Origin of the sequence: Streptomyces griseoloalbus (assembly GCA_014650015.1) — a bacterium.
Taxonomy (GTDB): Bacteria; Actinomycetota; Actinomycetes; order Streptomycetales; family Streptomycetaceae; genus Streptomyces; species Streptomyces griseoloalbus.
In genome coordinates this window covers 215,695-229,311 of record BMUD01000002.1, presented here as the reverse complement: position 1 = coordinate 229,311, position 13,617 = coordinate 215,695, and the positions used below count along the sequence as shown (strand labels likewise).

The 13,617-nt window shown below is 73.2% G+C and carries 14 protein-coding genes; 7 read left to right on the top strand and 7 right to left on the bottom strand.

Annotation, left to right across the window (positions count from 1 at the left end):
- Nucleotides 1-25: 25 nt before the first annotated feature.
- Entirely contained in the window at nt 26-829 is an 804-nt protein-coding gene (locus tag IE178_RS03965) for a hypothetical protein (protein WP_184762112.1), read from the bottom strand.
- 7 nt (nt 830-836) lie between these two features.
- Complete coding sequence (locus IE178_RS03960; RefSeq protein ID WP_184762111.1) at nt 837-1,931, bottom strand: LacI family DNA-binding transcriptional regulator; 1,095 nt, start codon at nt 1,929-1,931, stop codon at nt 837-839.
- 204 nt (nt 1,932-2,135) lie between these two features.
- Here IE178_RS03960 and IE178_RS03955 point away from each other — a divergent pair, with 204 nt between their 5' ends.
- From IE178_RS03955 to IE178_RS03945, 3 genes are all read left to right on the top strand, one after another.
- Nucleotides 2,136-3,089, top strand: coding sequence for an ROK family protein (locus IE178_RS03955; protein WP_193511305.1), 954 nt, complete (start codon nt 2,136-2,138; stop codon nt 3,087-3,089).
- A 402-nt stretch (nt 3,090-3,491) separates the two neighbouring features.
- Complete coding sequence (locus IE178_RS03950) at nt 3,492-3,683, top strand: hypothetical protein (protein WP_193511304.1); 192 nt, start codon at nt 3,492-3,494, stop codon at nt 3,681-3,683.
- Nucleotides 3,684-3,826: 143 nt separating this feature from the next.
- A complete protein-coding gene (locus IE178_RS03945; protein ID WP_184762108.1) occupies nt 3,827-4,867 on the top strand; it encodes an NUDIX hydrolase in 1,041 nt (346 codons plus the stop codon).
- A gap of 21 nt (nt 4,868-4,888) precedes the next feature.
- Here IE178_RS03945 and IE178_RS03940 read toward each other — a convergent pair whose 3' ends face one another.
- Nucleotides 4,889-5,668: an MBL fold metallo-hydrolase gene (locus IE178_RS03940; RefSeq protein ID WP_193511303.1), complete on the bottom strand. Its 780-nt coding sequence runs from the start codon at nt 5,666-5,668 to the stop codon at nt 4,889-4,891.
- 74 nt (nt 5,669-5,742) lie between these two features.
- Nucleotides 5,743-7,104 (bottom strand): dipeptidase, encoded by a 1,362-nt coding sequence (locus IE178_RS03935; RefSeq protein ID WP_193511302.1) that lies wholly within the window; start codon nt 7,102-7,104, stop codon nt 5,743-5,745.
- Between the two features lie 193 nt (nt 7,105-7,297).
- Between IE178_RS03935 and IE178_RS03930 the strand changes: the two genes are divergently transcribed.
- The 3 genes from IE178_RS03930 to IE178_RS03920 all read left to right on the top strand — a co-directional run bounded on the left by IE178_RS03930 (nt 7,298) and on the right by IE178_RS03920 (nt 10,848).
- Complete coding sequence (locus IE178_RS03930; protein WP_193511301.1) at nt 7,298-8,536, top strand: geranylgeranyl reductase family protein; 1,239 nt, start codon at nt 7,298-7,300, stop codon at nt 8,534-8,536.
- Nucleotides 8,537-8,893: 357 nt separating this feature from the next.
- The gene (locus IE178_RS03925) at nt 8,894-10,186 is read left to right on the top strand and encodes a sensor histidine kinase (protein ID WP_193511300.1); all 1,293 of its coding nucleotides are present in this window, start codon (nt 8,894-8,896) and stop codon (nt 10,184-10,186) included.
- Entirely contained in the window at nt 10,183-10,848 is a 666-nt protein-coding gene (locus IE178_RS03920) for a response regulator (protein WP_184762103.1), read from the top strand. Before IE178_RS03925 ends, IE178_RS03920 begins: the two co-directional genes overlap by 4 nt.
- On the opposite strand, the gene IE178_RS03915 is transcribed toward IE178_RS03920, so the two are convergent.
- Nucleotides 10,809-11,093 (bottom strand): DUF6332 family protein, encoded by a 285-nt coding sequence (locus IE178_RS03915; RefSeq protein ID WP_184762102.1) that lies wholly within the window; start codon nt 11,091-11,093, stop codon nt 10,809-10,811. The genes IE178_RS03920 and IE178_RS03915 overlap by 40 nt on opposite strands.
- Before the next feature lie 365 nt (nt 11,094-11,458).
- Here IE178_RS03915 and IE178_RS03910 point away from each other — a divergent pair, with 365 nt between their 5' ends.
- A complete protein-coding gene (locus IE178_RS03910; RefSeq protein ID WP_193511299.1) occupies nt 11,459-11,851 on the top strand; it encodes a MarR family transcriptional regulator in 393 nt (130 codons plus the stop codon).
- Between the two features lie 112 nt (nt 11,852-11,963).
- On the opposite strand, the gene IE178_RS03905 is transcribed toward IE178_RS03910, so the two are convergent.
- Nucleotides 11,964-12,698: a maleylpyruvate isomerase family mycothiol-dependent enzyme gene (locus tag IE178_RS03905; RefSeq protein WP_193511298.1), complete on the bottom strand. Its 735-nt coding sequence runs from the start codon at nt 12,696-12,698 to the stop codon at nt 11,964-11,966.
- Nucleotides 12,699-12,735: 37 nt separating this feature from the next.
- Nucleotides 12,736-13,614, bottom strand: a complete 879-nt coding sequence (locus tag IE178_RS03900) for an SDR family oxidoreductase (RefSeq protein ID WP_184762100.1) — start codon at nt 13,612-13,614, stop codon at nt 12,736-12,738.
- Nucleotides 13,615-13,617: the final 3 nt, after the last annotated feature.

Here is a 13,617-nt window from a genome sequence, read left to right as displayed (position 1 = left end):
AACGCGGCGTCTGGGTCAGCGACGTCTACATCAAGGGCGGCGCCAACGACGCACCGGTGCCCGGACTTCCGTACTGCTGAGACCCCACATACCGCTCCAGGCCGCAGGCGGTCACCAGCTCCTCCTCGACGAACAGCCGCGTGCCCCGGGCGCACAGCCGCCGGTCGGCGCGGGCCCGCGCGCAGAACTCCTCGGGGGACACGCCGAACAGCTCCCGCAACCCGGGTGAGCCGGCGAGCAGGCCGGTGAGCAGTGCCCGCTGGCCCGGATGGGCGCGCGGGGCGCCGGTGCCGTCGTGCAGCACGCCGTGGCGATTGACGTACACATACGCGCCCGGGAGCGTGGAGCCGTCGGCGAGTTCGATCCGCACGTCGGGTGCGGGCAGCCAGGCGCGGTGGAAGTTGCCGTTCGCCCGCGGTACGCCCTCGCTCGCGTCGATCACCGCGAGCTGCCGGGCGTCGAGCCAGATGACGAACAACTCCCGCACCGTGTGCGGGGCGCTGATGGGTGAGTTCGACACGTACCCCATGCGGCTGACGTGCGCCGAGACGCCGACGCCGACGCCGGTCACCCGGGCCCGCACCATCGGGACCGGCGTGATGACCCCGGACTCGGCCATCTTGTGCCGCAGTTGACCGGGACAGGCGTTGGAGCCGACCGCGAGCACGGGCACGCGGTCCTCGTGCACCAGGCGGTCCAGCGGCAGCAGCCGCTCCCCGTTGAGCAGTCCCGACTCCCGCGGCCACGCGCCCGGATACAGCAGCGGATGCTCGCGCGGCGCCTTGTCCAGGCCCAGCGCCCGCAGGGTGCGGTCCTCCTCCACCGGCATCGCCCGCTCAGTCCGCCGGGGGCAGCTCGCCGGAGCCCCGGGTGATCAGTCGGGTGGGGATGACGATGCGCTCCGGAGTGAGCAGAGTGCCGTCCAGTTGACGGAACAGACGCTCGGCGGCGGTCCGGCCGAGGGTCGCCGCGTCCTGGGCGACGACGGTGACCCCCGGCTGCAGGAGATCGGCCAGCTCGATGTCGTCGAAACCGACGAGGGCGACCGGGCGCGCGTGTTCGGCGAGCACACGGACCACGGTGACCGTCACCCGGTTGTTGCCCGTGAAGATCGCGGTGACCGGATCCGGGCTGGAGAGCATGTCCTCGGCCGCCCGGCGCACCCGATCCGGGTCGGTGATCCCCAGCGACATCCAGGAGTCCGCCACCTGTATCCCCGCGTCCTCCATGGCGGTCCGGTAGCCGCGCAGCCGCTCGGCCGCGGTGTGGATGCGGGGCATGTCACCGATGAAGCCGATCCTGCGGTGGCCGTGCGCGATGAGGTGGCTGACACCGTCGCGGGCACCGCCGTGGTTGTCCGACACCACGACGTCCGCGTCGATGTGCCCGGCCGGCCGGTCCACGAAGACGGTGGCGACGCCCGCCTTGATCTCCGGCTCCAGGTAGCGGTGGTCGTCGCCTGCCGGGATCACCACCAGTCCGTCCACCCGGCGGGCGCACAGGGCCAGCACCAGCTCCTGCTCGCGGTCGGCGTCCTCCGCGCTGGAGCCGTTGATCAGCAGGGCGCCGTGTGCGCGGGCCACCTCCTCGACCGCCCGGCTCAACGGCCCGTAGAACGGGTCCGCGAGATCCTCCAGGACCAGACCGATGCTGGCGGTGCGGCCCTTGCGCAGCACCCGGGCACTGTCGTTGCGGCGGAAGCCCAGCGCCTCGATCGCCTCCTGGACGCGGCGCTCCGTCTCCGGCGTGACCCCGGCTTCGCCGTTGACCACCCGGGAGACCGTCTTGAGTCCGACACCGGCCCGGGCGGCCACGTCCTTCATCGTCGGACGGTTGCCGTAACGGTTCCTGGGGAGGCGTTCGGTGCGGCGGGTCGTCTCCGGCACGGTGCGATGTCCTGTCCTGTCGGCCACGGGGATGCGCTGGCCCATGGGTTGTATGAGGATGTGGCGTCGAGCATAGAGCCTGGACAACGTTGTCAGGCTCAGGAGACACTGTCCAACGCACACTCCGGCCTGCACATCACCGCTCGACCGGGCCGCTGCCCACGGTCCATGTGTTGCCTCCTGGTCGCGCATGGTCGTTCCCAGGGCTTTTCGACGTTTTCTGATGTTTGACGGGGAGATTCGACGCTGATGCACACCGACCTCGTGGCTGCGCTCGATATCGGCGGCACCAAGATCGCCGGCGCACTGGTGGACCGCCAGGGCCGGATCCTGGTCCGAGCCCAGCGGCCGACGCCCGCGCGGGAGGGCGGCGAGACCGTGATGAGGGCGGTCGACGCGGTGCTCGACGAGCTCACCGCGTCCCCGCTGTGGCAGCGCGCCGGCGCGGTGGGCATCGGCAGCGCAGGTCCCGTGGACGCCACCGCCGGCACGGTGAGCCCGGTGAACGTCCCCGGCTGGCGCGACTACCCGCTCGTCTCCCGGGTCCGGACCGCGGCCGGGGGCCTGCCCGTGGAGCTGATCGGCGACGGTGTGGCCATCGCAGCCGCCGAACACTGGCAGGGCGCCGCCCGCGGCCACGACAACGCGCTGTGCATGGTCGTCTCGACGGGGGTCGGCGGCGGCCTGGTGCTCGGTGGCCGGCTGCACCCCGGGCCCACCGGCAACGCCGGCCACATCGGCCACATCAGTGTGGACCTCGACGGCGACCTGTGTCCGTGCGGCTCGCGCGGTTGTGTGGAGCGCATCGCGAGCGGCCCCAACATCGCCCGCCGGGCCCTGGACAACGGCTGGCGGCCCGGCCCGGACGGTGACACCTCCGCCGCCGCGGTGGCCGCCGCCGCCCGCGCCGGGGATCCGGTGGCCGTGGCGTCCTTCGAGCGGGCGGCCAGGGCGCTGGCCGCGGGCATCGCGGCCACCGCGACGCTCGTCGAGATCGACATCGCCGTGATCGGCGGGGGCGTGGGCAAGGCGGGTGAGGTCCTCTTCGCCCCTCTGCGTCAGGCCCTGACCGAGTACGCCACCCTGTCCTTCGTCCACCGCCTCGCGGTGACACCGGCGCAGATGGGCACCGACGCGGGCCTGGTGGGTGCCGCTGCGGCGGCGCTGGCCAGGAGTGCGGACGCGGCGGTTGCGGCAGTGTGAGGGCGGAGGGCGGAGGGCGGAGGGCGGAGGGCTGGGGCACGCGGGGCCCCGAGGGGCCGTGTCCGAGCCCGGTCGTCCGAGCCCGGTCGTCCGAGCCCGGTCTTCGGAGTCCGGTCTTCCCGGTCCGGTCGTCCGACCGCGGGCGTCCGATGCGCCCGCCCGGTGCCAGGCGACAGTGACCGGCGGCGGTGACGGGCGGTGGTGCCGGGCGACAGTGACCGGCGGGGGTGACGGGCGGTGGTGCCGGGCGACAGTGACCGGCGGCGGTGACGGGCGGTGGTGCCAGGCGACAGTGACCGGCGGCGGTGACGGGCGGCGGGGGCAGACGACAGTGACCGGCGGCGGGGGCGGTTCCGGCAAGCCGTGCGTGACCCTGGGGCCGCTCCGGCAGTTGAGCCGGGCATGAAGAAGCGCAGCATGCTTGCCATCGCCTCCCTCGCCACCGGCTTCGTCGTCGCGGCGATCACCCCGTCCCACGCGCTCGGTGAGGGCATCGGCGGTCTCAGCGTCGACGACACCCTCGACACCCTCGACCGGACCGTCGCCGAGGGCAACACCCTGGCCCTGGACGTCGACCGGGAGGACGAGGACTGACGCGTCCCACGGCGGACGCACACGGCGCCGGAGTCCTCGACGGGAGGGCACCGGCGCCGCTCTCATGCGTTCTCAACGGGAGCTGGTTTCCGTGGCAGGGTGGAGCGGGCAAGCCACAGGGGGCCAACAGAAGAGGGGGAACCGTGATCGTCTGGATCAACGGCGCGTTCGGTGCGGGAAAGACCACCACCGCGCGCGAACTGATCGAGCTGATCCCGAACAGCACGCTCTTCGACCCCGAGGTCATCGGCGGAGCACTGGACCAGCTGCTTCCGCCCAAGCGCCTCGCCGAGGTCGGCGACTTCCAGGACCTTCCGATCTGGCGACGACTCGTGATCGACACGGCGGCCGCGATGCTCGCCGAGCTGGGCGGGACCCTCGTGGTCCCCATGACCCTGCTGCGCCAGGAGTACCGCGACGAGATCTTCGGCGGCCTCGCCGCTCGCCGGATACCGGTCAGGCACGTCCTCCTGGCCCCGGCCGAAACGATCCTGCGGGAGCGCATAGCCGGCCGCGAGATACCGGCGGACCTCCCTGACGGCGACATACGCGTCCGCCAGTGGTCGTACGACCACATCGAGCCGTACAAGGCGGCCCTCGCCGCCTGGCTCACCGCCGACGCCTACCCGATCGACACCGGTGCCCTCACCCCGTACGCCGCCGCCCTGCGCATCGCCGGGGCGGTCGGCAGGGGGGAGGTGCCCGCCTGCGACATCGTACAGACGCCCGAGCCGACCGCCGAGACGGTCGCCGCCGGCGTCCTGCTCTTCGACGAGCAGGACCGGGTACTGCTCGTCGACCCGACCTACAAGGCGGGCTGGGAATTCCCGGGCGGGGTCGTGGAACGCGGTGAGGCCCCCGCGCGCGCGGGCATGCGCGAGGTCGCCGAGGAGACCGGGATCCGCCTCGACGACGTACCGTCGCTCCTCGTCGTCGACTGGGAGCCGCCGGCGCCGCCCGGATACGGGGGCCTGCGGCTGCTCTTCGACGGTGGCCGGCTCGACTCCGCGGACGCCGCGCGGCTGCTGCTGCCCGGGCCGGAACTGCGCGGCTGGCGCTTCGCGTCCGAGGCCGAGGCGGCCGAACTGCTGCCCCCCGTCCGCTACGAACGGCTGCGCAGGGCGCTACGGGCACGGGAACGCGGGAAGGCGATGTATCTGGAGGCGGGAGTGCCGGTCGAGTGAGGCCCGGCCGGCGGTCGCCGGTCAGCGGCCGACCGGCCCGCCCTCATCCGGCCCGTCGTGTGTCCCCTCCGCGGCCGCCTCGTCCGCTCCATCGGCCGCCGCCCGCAGAGCGCGGGCCGCCCGCGCGGTCACCGGGTCGCCGTGGCCGAAGCAGGCCACTTCCGCGTCGAGCGCGGCCAGCCGGTGGCAGGCGGTGACGACCTGGCGCCGGTCGAGGTTGAACACGCCCGGCATCACGGTGCCGTCCACGGGCGAGGCGGCGACCGTGTCCCCGGTGAACAGCACACCGTGCCGGGGCAGATGGAGCGCGATGCTGCCGTGCGTGTGCCCCGGGACGTGCACGACGTGCGCTCCGCCGCCCAGGTCGAGGACGTCACCGTCGAGCAACTCCGTGACCTGGCCGGGGTGTTCGAAGTCGGGCGGGGGCAGGAGCCGCACCGCCCGCTCGTGCAGCGGGCGTTCCCAGTCCTCGAACACCGGTGGCGGACCCGGCACGTCACCGAGCACGTGCGGAGCGTCCAGCCGGTGGGCCAGCACCTCGGCACCGGTGAGCGCCGCCACCTCGGCTGCTCCGCCCGCGTGGTCCTCATGGAAGTGGGTGAGGACGATGCGGCGTACGTCCCGCGGGTGCCGGCCGAGGGCGGCCAGGGCCCGGGCGATCGGCGTACCGGAGCCCGCCGGGCCGGCGTCGATCAGGGTCAGCCCGTCGTCATGCCCTTCGCGGCCGTCGCGCCACAGGTAGGCCTGGCCGACCGGGAAGCGCAGGAGGTGGAGACGGGGGAGGAGTTCGATGACGTCCATGGCACGACCGTAGGGCCGGGCCCCCGCCCGTGGACGGGGGCTCTGCCGAGAGCAGAGCGGCGGACCGTCCGAGGTCAGCTCGCGCCGGACGCGTAGTTGCGCAGGAACAGCGCCTCCGTGACCGACAGACGCTCCAGCTCGTCCGGGGACACGCTCTCGTTCACGGCGTGGATCTGGGCCTCCGGCTCGCTCAGGCCGATGAGCAGGATCTCCGCCTTCGGGTAGAGGGCGGCGAGGGTGTTGCACAGCGGGATCGAACCGCCCTGACCGGCGTACTGCATCTCCTGGCCCGGGTACGCGTCCGCCATCGCCTCCGCCATGGCCTGGTAGGCCGGGCTGGTGGTGTCCGCGCGGAACGCCTGGCCCTGACCGATCTGCTCGGTGCTCACCTGCGCACCCCACGGCGTGTGCGTCTCCAGGTGCGCCCGGAGCAGTCTGGTCGCCTCGGCGGCGTCGACGCCCGGCGGCACCCGCAGGCTGATCAGCGCGCGGGCGCTCGCCTGCACGGACGGCGTGGCACCGACCACCGGCGGGCAGTCGATGCCGAGCACGGTGACCGCAGGGCGCGCCCAGATGCGGTCGGCGACCGTGCCGGAACCGATCAGCTCCACACCGTCGAGCACCTTGGCGTCCTTGCGGAACTGCGCGTCGTCGTACTGCAGTCCGTCCCACGCGCCGTCACCGCTCAGCCCGTCGACGGTCGTGCTGCCGTCCTCGGCGCGCAGCGAGTCCAGTACGCGCACGAGTGCGGCCAGCGCGTCGGGTGCGGCCCCGCCGAACTGGCCGGAGTGCAGGTTGCCCTCGAGGGTGTCGATCCGCACGCGCACCAGCGTCATGCCGCGCAGGGTGGAGGTGACCGTGGGCAGACCGACGCGGAAGTTGCCCGCGTCGCCGATGACGATGGTGTCGGCCGCCAGCAGCGCGGGGTGGTCCTCGGCGTACCGCTCCAGGCCGCCGGTGCCCTGCTCCTCCGAACCCTCCACGATCACCTTGACGTGCACCGGGACGCCGCCGTCGGCCTTCAGCGCGCGCAGCGCCAGCAGGTGCATGATGACGCCGCCCTTGCAGTCGGCGGCCCCGCGCCCGTACCAGCGGCCGTCCCGCTCGGTCAGCTGGAAGGGCGGGGTGGCCCAGCCCGCCTCGTCCAGCGGCGGCTGCACGTCGTAGTGGGCGTACAGCAGCACGGTCTTCGCACCCTCCGGGCCCGGCAGGTAGCCGTACACCGACTGCGTGCCGTCCGGGGTGTCCAGCAGCGCCACGTCCTGGAAACCCTCGGCGGTCAGCGCGTCCGCGATCCAGCGTGCGGCGCCCGCGCTCTCCTCGCGCGGGAACTGGCCGAAGTCCGCCACCGACCTGAAGGCCACCAGTTCGGTGAGCTCTTCCTTCGCCCTGGGCATCAGCGAGGCGACGGTCGCGGCGACCGGATTCGACGGCATGGGCACGCTCCTTGTGGGTGCGACGTTGTACTTCTGCGTACTTCTTTGTGCGAGATGATCGTGCGGTGAGCGTGAGGACCCGCGTACGAGGCACTCACGCCGCCGATCCTCCCACAGTGGCCCACGGTGACCGCCGCCGTAGGATGCGGGGGACAAGAGCGGCAGGCGGCTGGATCGGGAGCAGTAGACCATCGTGAGCAGCGAGAACTCTTCGGCGGACGACGTGCGGCAGGTGTGGGACGTCGTCGTGGTGGGCGCGGGACCCGCGGGGGCCTCGGCCGCCTACGCGGCGGCGGTCGCGGGGCGGCGCGTGCTGTTGCTGGAGAAGGCGGAGCTGCCGCGCTACAAAACGTGCGGCGGCGGCATCATCGGCCCCTCGCGCGACGCGCTGCCGCCCGGCTTCGAGCTTCCGCTCAAGGACCGGGTGCACGCGGTGACGTTCTCGAACAACGGCCGCTTCAGCCGCACCCGCCGGTCCCGGCAGATGATGTTCGGGCTGATCAACCGGCCCGAGTTCGACCAGCAGCTGGTGGAGCACGCGCAGAAGGCGGGCGCCGAGCTGCGCACCGGCGTCGCCGTGCAGCGGGTGGAGCAGCACGGCTCGGCCGTACCGGACCGGCGCACGGTCGCCGTCGTCCTGCAGGGCGGTGAGACGGTGTTCGCGCGCGCCGTGGTCGGCGCGGACGGCAGCGCGGGCCGGATAGGCGCGCACGTCGGGGTCAAGGTCGACCAGGTCGATCTGGGTCTGGAGGCGGAGATCCCGGTGCCGGAGACCGTCGCGGAGGACTGGAAGGGCAGGGTGCTCATCGACTGGGGTCCCATGCCGGGCAGTTACGGCTGGGTCTTCCCCAAGGGCGACACGCTGACCGTCGGTGTGATCTCGCGGCGCGGTGAAGGCGCCGCGACCAAGCGGTACTTGGAGGACTTCATCGGGCGGCTCGGCCTCGCCGGCTTCGAACCGAGCATCTCCTCCGGCCACTTGACCCGCTGCCGCGCCGACGACTCGCCGCTGTCGCGCGGGCGGGTGCTGGTGTGCGGGGACGCGGCCGGGCTGCTGGAGCCGTGGACCCGGGAGGGCATCTCCTTCGCGCTGCGCTCCGGCCGGCTGGCGGGGGAGTGGGCGGTGCGGATCGCCGAGGCGCACGATGCCGTGGAGACGCGCCGGCAGGCGCTGAACTACGCCTTCGCCGTCAAGGCGGGGCTCGGCGTGGAGATGAGCGTGGGCAAGCGGATGCTGGCGGCGTTCGAACGGCGCCCGGGGGTGTTCCACGCGGTCCTCACCGGTTTCCGCCCGGCCTGGAAGGCCTTCAAGGACATCACGCAGGGCTCGACGACGCTCGGCGAACTGGTCCGCACCCACCCGCTGGCGCACCGCGCCCTGATGGCGCTGGACCGGCGTCCCGCGGACGCGGCCGAAGAGGCCGGCTCCTGACCGTGATCCGGAAGGCCGGCCGGCCCCGGGCGGCTCGTCGTCGGCCGCCCGCGACGTGAGGGGCGGCATCGCCCCGTGGGCGTGGGCGGGCACACGGTCCGGCACGTCGAAGGACTCGTCCGGCCCTGCTCGGTCACCTGTCCGCACCGCTCGGCTTCACCCCGGCCGGGCCGGTCGAGCCCCGGCGTCCCGGTGCCGATGTGGTGGACGCCGCCCTCACCGGTGGGGTTCGCGACCGCTGCGCCGGGTGAGGACAAGGCAGGCCGCGACGCCGACGGACGTACTTCACCGGGAGTACGTGTGATCACCACGTCGGGCTGACGTCACCCGGGGTGTCCGGCGTCTAGCGTGGCGGGCATGGACGAGCAGCGTGGACCCGGTGGCGGGCCGCCGGGGTGGTGGCGCCAGGGGTGGCCGCCCCGGTGGTGGCGGCACGGCCCGCCCGCAGGGAGCCGCTGGAGCGACGAGGGCCATGGGGCCCCCGACGGTGACGACGAGGGCGGCGCGGTGCGGCCTCCCCGGTGGCCCTGGCGCTCGACCATGCTGCTCACGGCGTTCGTGCTGTTCGGTTCCCACTTCGCGGACCAGGCCCAGGAGGGCGAGCGGGTCGCCCTGGACCCCTTCGGGCGGGTGCTGCTGTTCGTGACGGGGGCGATGCTGCTGTGGCGGAAGCGTCACCCCGTGCCCGTGGTGTTCGGCACGGTTGCCGCCGTCCTGGTCTATGTGGGGGCCGGCTACCCGTACGGACCGGTGTTCCTCACCGTCGCCGTGGCGTGTTTCGGTGCCATCGTCTCGGGGCGCCGGCATGCCGCCTGGGCGGCGATGGGGACGCTGTGGGCGGGGCACGTACTGATCGCCCATGTGCTGTACCGGTGGCTGCCGCCGTCCGGTGACGGGCCCGCCTCCTGGAACCAGGAGCTCGTGAGTGCCACCTGGGTGGTGGCGCTCGTGGCGGTGTCGGAACTGGCCCGGGCCCGCCGTGAGCAGTGGGCGCGGGAGCGGGCCGAGCGGGCCCAGGCGGCGCGGCGGCGCGCGGACGAGGAGCGGCTGCGGATCGCCCGGGAACTGCACGACGTGCTCGCGCACAGCATCTCCGTCATCAATGTGCAGGCGGGCGTCGGGCTCGCGCTCCTGGACACCGACCCGGAGCAGGCGCGCACCGCGCTCACCACCATCAAGATCCAGAGCAGGGAGGCGCTCGGCGAGGTGCGGCAGGTGCTCGACACCCTGCGCGCGCCCGGCGCCGCGCCGCGCGCCCCGGCACCCGGTCTGGACCGGCTGCCCGAGCTGGTGGAACAGGCCGCGAGCGCGGGCCTCACGGTGACGGTGCAGGGGCAGCCGCCCACACTGCCGCCCGGCGCGGACCTGGCCGCCTTCCGCATCGTCCAGGAGGCCCTCACCAACGTCGTACGGCACTCGGGTTCGCGCGAGGCGCGTGTGCGCATCGAACAGGGCGAGGGGCGGCTGCGGCTGCGCGTCGACGACGACGGGCCCGCCACCGGAGCCGACGCGGGAGGCAGCGGGAACGGGCTCGCCGGGATGAGGGAGCGGGCCGCCGCGCTGGATGGCACCATCGAGGCGGGCCCGCGTCCCGACGGCGGGTTCCGGGTGCTCGCCGTACTGCCGCTCGACGTCGAGGAGGACCGGTGATCCGCGTACTGCTCGCCGACGACCAGTCACTGGTCCGGGCAGGATTCCGAGCGCTGCTGGACGCTCAGCCGGACATCGAGGTGGCGGGGGAGGCGTCCGACGGTGAGGAGGCCGTGCGCCTGATCCGCGCACTGCGGCCCGACGTCGTGCTGATGGACATCCGCATGCCCGCGCTCGACGGCCTGGCCGCGACCCGCCGGGTCACCGGGGACGCGGAGCTGGGGGACGTGAAGGTGGTCATGCTCACCACCTTCGAGCTGGACGAGTACGTCTTCGAGGCGATCCGCTCGGGAGCCTCGGGTTTCCTGGTCAAGGACACCGAGCCGGAGGAACTGCTGCGCGCGGTGCGGGCGGTGGTCCACGGTGACGCGCTGCTCTCGCCCGGGGTGACCCGCCGGCTGATCGCCGAGTTCGCGGCCCGTTCCAGGGAACCGGCCGCGGCGGACGCCCTGGCCGAGCTCACCGAGCGGGAGCGGGAGGTCATGGCCCTGGTCGGCATCGGGCTGTCCAACGAGGAGATCGCCCGCCGCCTGGTCGTCAGTCCGCTCACCGCCAAGACCCACGTCAGCCGCACCATGGTGAAACTGGGCGCCCGCGACCGGGCCCAACTGGTGGTTCTGGCCTACGAATCGGGATTGGTGCGGCCGGGCTGGCTGGGCTGACCGGCCCGCCGGAACCGGACCAGCACGGCGACCGTGCGGACGGCGAACAGGACCGTCGCGAGCGCCGACCCGGTGCCGAGCAGCAATGTCCCGACGACGGGCGGCAGTTCGAAGAGGAGGGCCGGCCCCGCCACCGCCCCGAGGACGACCGCCGCGGCGAAGACCGCGCTGCACAGCGCGTACCCGATCTCGACGGTGATCGCGTCCCGCTCGGCCTGAGTCCTGCGCCCTCCGTAACCCGTCACGCCCGCCCCCTTGCATTCGGTCACACCGGGAGTCAAACAGGCGTGCGCCCGGCGGGCAAGCAACCCGCCGGGCGCACTCGGGGGGAGACACTCCCCAGTCGCGGGCGCCGACGCGCTCCGCCTCCATCCGCGGCACAGGCGACCTGGCCACGACCACGGACCCGCCCCCGCGGCGGTCGCCGCGCAGTCCCGTGAGCGTGCGGAGCAGGCCGGTCGGGTGCCCCACAACCGGGGGATCCAGTGCCCGTCGGGCACGGAGGTGGTGAGCGGAGCGGTCATGGCCGGGAGATTTGCAGGCGCATGCATAAAATGCGGGTGCATTTAATGCCGGTGCAATGAACTCGGTTCTCTGCTACGGTGCGCCCATGGCGGCGAAGCAGGCCGAACAGGCGCTCGTGGAACGGTGGCGTGACGTGCTCGCCCTGCATGCGCGCACCCAATGCGAGATCGACCGCGCCCTGCATGAACACGGGTTGTGCGCCAGCGACTTCGAGGTTCTCGACATCCTCGCGCAGAACGCCGGATCGGGCGACTTCTCCTACCGCGTCCAGGAGATCTCCGAGCGCATCCATCTGAGCCAGAGCGCGCTGTCCCGGCTGCTCGCCCGGCTGGAGAAGGAGGGCCTGGTCGAGCGCCGGATGTGCCCGGAGGACCGGCGGGGGGTCCGGGTGTCGCTCTCGGAGAAGGGGCGCGTGCTGCACGGCGGAGTGCTGCCGGTGCAGCGCGCGGTGCTGGCCCGGATGCTCTCCGACGGCTGAGCAGCCGGGCCGGGGCCTCGCATCCCTGTGTGATCCCCGCGCGATCCCGTGCGATCTCTTCGCGCCTGCTGAGCGATCCCCGCGCGATACCGAGCGCTTGCCGTGCGCAGCCTCAGATCACGGCGGAAGTGTTCCGCCAGAGCGTGGCGAGTACCGGATCGCCCGACATCGCCGGGACCGGCCGCCGGTTCCACAGTGCGAGATACACCTCCTCGGCCGGTCCGGCCAGTTCGCACTCCGCTTCCGTATCCGCGTCCCGTGTGGTCACCGGGGGTTCCGGGGACAGACGTACGGTCCACGCCGCGTCCGCGTCGCTCACGCGCACCCGCAGGACCCGGGGCGATTCGGTGCGCACCCGGCTCTTCGGCCGTGCGTGGAAGCCCCGTAGCAGCTCGTCGACGCCGTCCACGGCGAACTCCGTGGCGATCGGGGCCGACGCGCCCCCGCGGGCCGACTCCGCGTCGACCCGGTGGACGGTCGTCTCGTGCGCCTGACGGCGGGCCCAGAACGCGAGCGCGGAGGGGGGTCCGGGCAGAAAAGTGAAGCACTCCACATCGGGTGCCGCGCCGGCCAGGGTGTCCAGCAGGCGGCGGTGGCTGTCGCGGTACCAGGCCACGAGCTCGGCGCCGTCCAGCTCGGGATGCCCGCCCATCGGGCGCGGCGCGACGTGCCGGTCCGCGACGAAGGCGGCGGCCCACCGGTGCACCACGCCGGTGTGCCGGAGGAGGTCCCGTGTCCGCCACCCCGGGCAGGCGGGGACCACGGCGTTCATTCCGGCCTCCGCCGCGGCGTCCGCCGGCAACCGGCCCTCTGTCTCCAGGATCTCCAGGAACGAGGCAGTGTCCATGCACAGGAGTGTGCCGTACGGGACCGCCCGCCCGGACCTACGGCAGCGGGGTCCCGCCCGTCGCGTTCACGATCTCGGCGGTGATGTACGACGCCTCCTGGGAGGCGAGGAAGACGTACGCCGGCGCCATCTCGGCCGGCTGGGCCGGCCGCCCGATGGGCGCCTGCTTGCCGAACTCCTGGGTGTCCGGCAGGGTCGCCGGGATCAGCGGCGTCCACACCGGGCCCGGCGCCACCGCGTTGACCCGGATGCCCCGCTCGATCAGCATCTGCGCCAGCCCCTGGGTGAACGTGACGATGGCGCCCTTCGTGGTCGCGTAGTCCAGCAGGTGCGGGCTCGGCTTGTAGGCCTGGACGGACGTCGAGTTGATGATGCTGCCGCCTTCCGGCATGTGCGGCAGGGCCAGCTTGCACAGCCAGAACATGCCGTACAGGTTGGTGCGCATCACCCGGTCGAACTGCTCGGTGGAGATCGCCTCGATGCCGTCGGGCTGCGACATCTGGTACGCCGCGTTGTTCACCAGGATGTCGATCCGGCCGAACTCGGAGACCGCGCGGTCGACCAGCGCCCGGCAGTTCTCCTCCTCCCGCACGTCGCACTCGACGGGCACGGCCCGCCGGCCGGCCTCCTCCACCCACCGCACGGTCTCGGCGGCGTCGTCCTTCTCGCTGTCCAGGTGCGTGAAGACCACGTCGGCCCCCTCACGGGCGAACGCCAGGGCGACCGCCCGTCCGATCCCGGAGTCCCCACCGGTGATCACGGCCTTGCGGTCCGCCAGCCGCCCGCTGCCCCGGTAGCTGTCCTCGCCGTGGTCCGGCGGCGGATCCATGGGACCGGTCCAGCCGGGATGCGGCTGGTCCTGGGACGGGAAATCGGGCGTCGGATGCCGCTCGGCGGGGTTCTGCTGCTCGGTCACGGT

What these genes read in the sequence shown, in the direction of transcription:
- IE178_RS03965 (WP_184762112.1), bottom strand. Translation starts at nt 829, where the DNA reads ATGCCGGTGGAGGAGGACCGCACCCTGCGGGCGCTGGGCCTGGACAAG.
- IE178_RS03960 (WP_184762111.1), bottom strand. Translation starts at nt 1,931, where the DNA reads ATGGGCCAGCGCATCCCCGTGGCCGACAGGACAGGACATCGCACCGTG.
- IE178_RS03955 (WP_193511305.1), top strand. Translation starts at nt 2,136, where the DNA reads ATGCACACCGACCTCGTGGCTGCGCTCGATATCGGCGGCACCAAGATC.
- IE178_RS03950 (WP_193511304.1), top strand. Translation starts at nt 3,492, where the DNA reads ATGAAGAAGCGCAGCATGCTTGCCATCGCCTCCCTCGCCACCGGCTTC.
- IE178_RS03940 (WP_193511303.1), bottom strand. Translation starts at nt 5,668, where the DNA reads ATGGACGTCATCGAACTCCTCCCCCGTCTCCACCTCCTGCGCTTCCCG.
- IE178_RS03935 (WP_193511302.1), bottom strand. Translation starts at nt 7,104, where the DNA reads ATGCCGTCGAATCCGGTCGCCGCGACCGTCGCCTCGCTGATGCCCAGG.
- IE178_RS03925 (WP_193511300.1), top strand. Translation starts at nt 8,894, where the DNA reads ATGGACGAGCAGCGTGGACCCGGTGGCGGGCCGCCGGGGTGGTGGCGC.
- IE178_RS03910 (WP_193511299.1), top strand. Translation starts at nt 11,459, where the DNA reads ATGGCGGCGAAGCAGGCCGAACAGGCGCTCGTGGAACGGTGGCGTGAC.
- IE178_RS03905 (WP_193511298.1), bottom strand. Translation starts at nt 12,698, where the DNA reads ATGGACACTGCCTCGTTCCTGGAGATCCTGGAGACAGAGGGCCGGTTG.